Raw genomic sequence first — 1,277 nt, 5'->3', positions numbered from 1 at the left:
TTACTGTGACGACCTCGACGGTTATGTTTTTCATGATAAGCGGTCTTAAGAAGACTGCTCATAGATTCAAAGGTTGGACGTTTAACGCCAACTAGACGTTTAAAATGACTATCGCTGAGTTTCGTGAAGGATTCATAGTTCATAACTATAGTATAACAAATTTTTTTATTTTTGGGAGAAGTCTATTAATGGCTTTAACTTCTTCTGATACCAATTTTTCGGGAGATTCAAAAAATGACACTAATTATAGTTTTAGTTCAACATTGTCATTATCAAGTTCTATTGCACGCCTTAAATGGTTCAAAGCAATATTTTCAGCTCCCTCAAATGATACGAGACTTACACTTAATAATCTTGAAGCAGTTAAATGATGTGTCCATGTCTCATTTTCTTGAATAAGTTGTAAAATTAAGAAGTAGTAATTCATGTTTTGCGAATCTATTGCTAAGCAAATTAACGCTTCTCGTAACACCTCCTCATCAAGAGGTTTTAAAATATTTACAGTTTTATTGAAATCTCGTTCATTTTCTAAAGAGTGTTTGATTTCTTCTAATAGTTTACCCATGTTACTTACCATTACCTTTCCATGAAGGTAATTTTGACAAAATTAATCTAAAAATTGCACAAAATCTTTAGGTATTTCTGGATTCTCTGAAAACAATAATTTTATGAAATCACTTTGCTCAATAATAACTATTTCTTGAAAATTATTATCTTCCCTCCATTCCACTTTATCATATGTTACATCAGAATTATCAATATTTTCAATAATAAAGTTACTATTTCTAACACCATATTGCACTAAAACATCTAATTCTTGAATTTCATATCCATATTTAACATGAAATAAATTATACAGTCTGGATATGATTGCATCTTCTTCAATTATAGAACTTAAAAACTCTACTAAATTTTCTTTTTTCATATATTTTTCCTTTACTTTTTAAGTGATATGCGAACAATTTCTCCGTTAATTGTTGTTTTTAAATATGGACCACCATGTGAACTGCATCAGAAGCATTTTCATAACCATAGTTTAACTGCCAAGAATTTCCTTTACCATCGAAATATCTTATCCCATCTCCTCGCTTTAATGGGGATTTTGTGTATCCTTTTAACTCTTCATCAAGGTATTTTTCTACATTTTTTATATTAGACTTCTCCCAAAAATAAAAAAATTTGTTATACTATAGTCATGAACTATGAATCCCTCACGAAACTCAGCGATAGTCATTTTAAACGTCTAGTTGGCGTTAAACGTCCAACCTTTGAATCTA

2 protein-coding genes and 1 pseudogene are annotated in these 1,277 nt (G+C 30.0%); all 3 read right to left on the bottom strand.

Annotation, left to right across the window (positions count from 1 at the left end; all coding sequences use genetic code 11):
* Positions 1-143, bottom strand: a pseudogene (locus tag Hs30E_RS10940) (IS5/IS1182 family transposase); the annotation flags it as partial.
* Positions 144-244: 101 nt separating this feature from the next.
* Positions 245-565, bottom strand: coding sequence for a hypothetical protein (locus tag Hs30E_RS10935; protein ID WP_172209960.1), 321 nt, complete (start codon positions 563-565; stop codon positions 245-247).
* 42 nt (positions 566-607) lie between these two features.
* The gene (locus Hs30E_RS10930; protein ID WP_172209959.1) at positions 608-925 is read right to left on the bottom strand and encodes a hypothetical protein; all 318 of its coding nucleotides are present in this window, start codon (positions 923-925) and stop codon (positions 608-610) included.
* Between the last annotated feature and the right edge of the window lie 352 nt (positions 926-1,277).

Source organism: Pseudolactococcus hodotermopsidis, from assembly GCF_011170085.1.
Lineage (GTDB): Bacteria > Bacillota > Bacilli > Lactobacillales > Streptococcaceae > Pseudolactococcus > Pseudolactococcus hodotermopsidis.
The sequence above is the reverse complement of the archived record's forward strand: the minus strand, read 5'-3'. Positions and strand labels throughout refer to the sequence as shown.